Raw genomic sequence first — 3,947 nt, forward strand, 5'->3', positions numbered from 1 at the left:
ATAATTATTAAGTATTTGTTAATAGAGAGCAATGGACGTCACATATATTTTTAAATATGATAGATGCTTTGCATCAAATTTAATACAGAACTATCATATTAAAATGAGGTTAATTAGCAGGAGCTGGGACACTGATCAGCTCATGGAAACGGTATCAATATATTCAGAATCACCGGAAATAATAAATAAAACAGCAGATTTTTTAAAAAATTACAATGATTTTGAGCACATAGATATACTGGACAGGACAAAAAATACTGTAACATTCAGGGTAACTGTAACCACCTCATGCCCCATTATTGATGTCCTAAAATCATCGCTTGTAAAAAATAAGAAAAATCCGCTTATAGAAAGAATAGACTATAAGGGCAACACTCACTGGAAGGTTGAGGTGGATAACTGTGCCAAGGTTGACAAAATTGCGGAAATACTAAGGGAGAAATATAAAATAGAGGACGTTGATGTAAAAATACACAGGGGTAGAAAATCAGATACAAAAAGCCTCTATGTACTAAAGCAGGCATATGAAATGGGATACTTCGATGTTCCCAAAAGAATCGGCCTTGATAAGCTTTCAGAGGAACTCCACATACCACAGACAACACTTAATTTGATGCTAAGAAGGTCTTTAAGGCAGTTAATAAATGAAAATTTAAAATAATTTTTTTAAAATAGTGTTAGCTGAAATATTATTGACATTAGAATAAATATTGTAAATAGCTGATGAATGGGTACAATTGCTCCGGGTCTTGATGCTGATTTGTTCACAGAGACAAATACAATAATTCCCACTATAATCTGTACTGCTATTATAATTAACGCGATGCTGTACCTGTAATAAAAGAATGAAAGCGAAAACAGGAAAAGTAACACGGCAATACCATGAATGCTCCATATCCACTGTGATTTGGTTTTTGGAAATCTGAAATAGCCTATGGGTCTCTGATATCCACGCTGGCCGGTTGTCATCCCGCCCATGAATATAACAAAGAAGAAGAAGTATAAGGGTATGTTATGCTCAATTAACTGAAGTTCATTGCCATAAAGGCCTGTAACTATTAATAGGTATGTAATTCCAGTGGAATATGCAAGTATGTCATGAAGGCCCTGAACCAATGCCGGTGCCTTACCTGCAAGGGTGTAAAGTGTTGCCATACCAAGCAGTGCTGTTATAATTACCAGTATTAATCCTGTTATTTCCAGTGCCCTTGGAACAAGTATAACCATAATAACCGCATTTATTCCGAGCAGTGTGGCCAGTATCCTGTGCCACACCTCAGGATCACCGGCCTTGGCCTTAACCGGCATATCCCTTGTATATGGCCAGTTGGTTCCAAGTGATAAACCATAACCATAGCCCTCCACAGTACCTCCAACAATTACTATTCCAAAGGCAAGTATTACCTGAAATATAAAATAATAATATAATATTTCATTCATTTTAACACCCTAATTTATTTTTTTGTTATAATGTTTTGCTGTTTCATCTCACTCATGGCACCTGAGCTGCTTTCATGTTTATTTGCAATTTTCAGTTTTTCCCTTACAAAATTCCTGACATCATAAAAATATATGTTATTGTATGGGCATGCCCTGATGCAGTCACCTGCACCAACACATTTTACACTTTTAAAATATCCATTTTCAATAAAATCATCTGGCATTGTTGACAGGCCCACCTCGCATGAGCTTGCACAGTCCCTTGTTGTGCAGTTCTTGCAAATATTTTTATCTTTTACCTTAAGCTTAAAAAATCCAAGAACGCTAAATACACCCGCAAGTGTTCCTGTGGAGCACCAGCCATATTTTCTGCACGGACTCATGCCGGTGAATGGTATGGATATAAAGAATATGTACCATAGTATATCCCACATAAAATAGGAATAAAATACTGAGGGGTCTATTCCATAAATGCTAAAAAATAATCTTCCAGTACTTGTGTAATAGTATGAAAACAATGATGCAAGTATTGCCAGAATCCATGACATGGAGGCTATTGATAGAACAGTATTGCTGAAGTATTTACCAGACTCCTTTTTACTTAATTTTGATTCATAATTATACTTAACCATGGCCTGTCCAAGTGAACCACCATACATTACTGCTGCAGGGCATAGTGTCGAACAGTATGATCTTCTCCCAAAGAGAAGTGCCAGAAAGGCATAAAGCACATATGATCCAATTAATGGTAAAACAAGATAGGGATATAGTGCAGCCTCGTAACCTGTGCTTAACCATAATGGTAATTTATTGTACCATATCGGATTTAAAAAGTTTGGCCCGGCAACTGTGTATATTGCAAAAGCAGTAAGGGCAAATGCAAGGTTGATCTTTTTTCCCCGGTCTGCAAGTTTCCTAATTCTGGATATAACAAGTGCCCCCATTTCAAGACCCATAATTATTAAAAATGGTGAAGATTCAGTTATATAACCAATAATATAAAAAATTTCAATAAATATTGATACTGGTGTGAATTTATAAACGCCTCCCGCCATATCATATAATACAAGAAAGTTGGAAACGCCGGTTGTGGCAGGCACAAACGGTGATATAAATTCCCTTAATACTATGTGTACATAAACGCTGGTAACAGAAACGCCACTATATACCGGCACGGTATCTATGAATCTGTAAAATGGAACATAATCATATGTGGCAAAATCCATTGATGCGGCCATCAAAAATTCTATTATAAATGATGAAAGAAGCACAAAGAATATTAAATTTCTGGGTTTGGCAGCCCTAACCTTTCTTGGAATTTTTTCCTTATTTTCAGGCAGTGCCTTATTAATATTTTCAAGGAACATGCTGTGATAATAATACCACATTCCAAATATTATACCCATGGCATAAAATATCCATACCAGCCCAAAGGGTTTTAACATTATTGTTCCCAAAAATGTTCCTATGCCCATAAAAAGGTAATCAATAAAAATCATTTTTATATGGTATGCATCTTTTTTTGGCATTAGAAGCCTGTGCGATGCAATATACTCAAGAAAAATTACCATAAATATTATCATTATGGCCATTTCCAGAACACCGCCAATAAAAACAAAATCGTTATTACCAAGTATGGTGGGGGAAACTAAATCCATGGTGAATATTGATATTGCCGCATATTTGTGCATACCCTTGGGCTTGTAAACAAAATAAAGCACTGCCATTTCAACAGTCATTGGGACCAGAAAATATATTGTGTTAATTCCATAGCTTAACGCATAAACAAATGAAAGAGAATAAAATATATGGTAATAATCAAAATGTATTATTATTGGATTAAACAGGTAATACAGAAAAATACCCATAGAAACCTCATTCCATATAATTAGGCCTGTAAAGGAAACGCCAATGGCCCTTGTAAGTCCCTTTCTGGATAATCCCCCATGTATAACACCTATAAATGTGGCAACAAGCGGCTGGGTCATTAATGCCATGCCTATAACGAAGGCGGTGGCAGTGTTCAATAAGCTTCTTGTGGTTGTTATATAAAAGGTTAATGCGTTGAGCATGCTGGCCATCATTGCGGTAAATATGCCTATCGAGGCCAGTTTTAAAAATGATATTGTAAATTTATTTTTTAAGACATACGCAAATACAGCTGACACATAGGCAACCATAACCACAATGGTTATGATTCCCAATGTAAATGTCAGGGAATTCATATATCAAAGATTTAAAGATGATATTATTAATTATTTATAGAATAGTTTCTATAAATAAGTTTATTGAAAATTATACATATGTGATTTTATGAAGAGGGAGGTAGTCGAGAGTCTATTGATTTCAATTTTTACAGCTTATCTTTTCTTTTATTCATTTTATACCAATGTTTTTGTAATTTTCAGTAATATATATTACCCATCAATCTATCAGTTTTTATTTTTTATAATTCCTTACGTGGCCCTGCCATTACTGGTATTTTTTAGAAAGAATTCTATTATTGA

The 3,947-nt window shown here is 34.9% G+C and carries 3 protein-coding genes and 1 pseudogene; 2 read left to right on the forward strand and 2 right to left on the reverse strand.

The window, feature by feature from the left end; genetic code table 11:
- The first annotated feature begins 31 nt into the window (after positions 1-31).
- The gene (locus AOG55_RS00855; protein WP_055040766.1) at positions 32-661 is read left to right on the forward strand and encodes a helix-turn-helix domain-containing protein; all 630 of its coding nucleotides are present in this window, start codon (positions 32-34) and stop codon (positions 659-661) included.
- A 5-nt stretch (positions 662-666) separates the two neighbouring features.
- On the opposite strand, the gene AOG55_RS00860 is transcribed toward AOG55_RS00855, so the two are convergent.
- Together AOG55_RS00860 and AOG55_RS00865 are read right to left on the reverse strand one after the other, a co-directional pair.
- Positions 667-1,440, reverse strand: coding sequence for a hypothetical protein (locus tag AOG55_RS00860; protein WP_048101955.1), 774 nt, complete (start codon positions 1,438-1,440; stop codon positions 667-669).
- A 14-nt stretch (positions 1,441-1,454) separates the two neighbouring features.
- Positions 1,455-3,665: a 4Fe-4S binding protein gene (locus tag AOG55_RS00865; RefSeq protein ID WP_055040767.1), complete on the reverse strand. Its 2,211-nt coding sequence runs from the start codon at positions 3,663-3,665 to the stop codon at positions 1,455-1,457.
- Between the two features lie 88 nt (positions 3,666-3,753).
- On the opposite strand from AOG55_RS00865, the pseudogene AOG55_RS09620 reads away from it, so the two are divergent.
- A pseudogene (locus tag AOG55_RS09620) lies at positions 3,754-3,947 on the forward strand (hypothetical protein); the annotation flags it as partial.

Origin of the sequence: Acidiplasma cupricumulans, from assembly GCF_001402935.1 — an archaeon.
Taxonomy (GTDB): Archaea; Thermoplasmatota; Thermoplasmata; order Thermoplasmatales; family Thermoplasmataceae; genus Acidiplasma; species Acidiplasma aeolicum.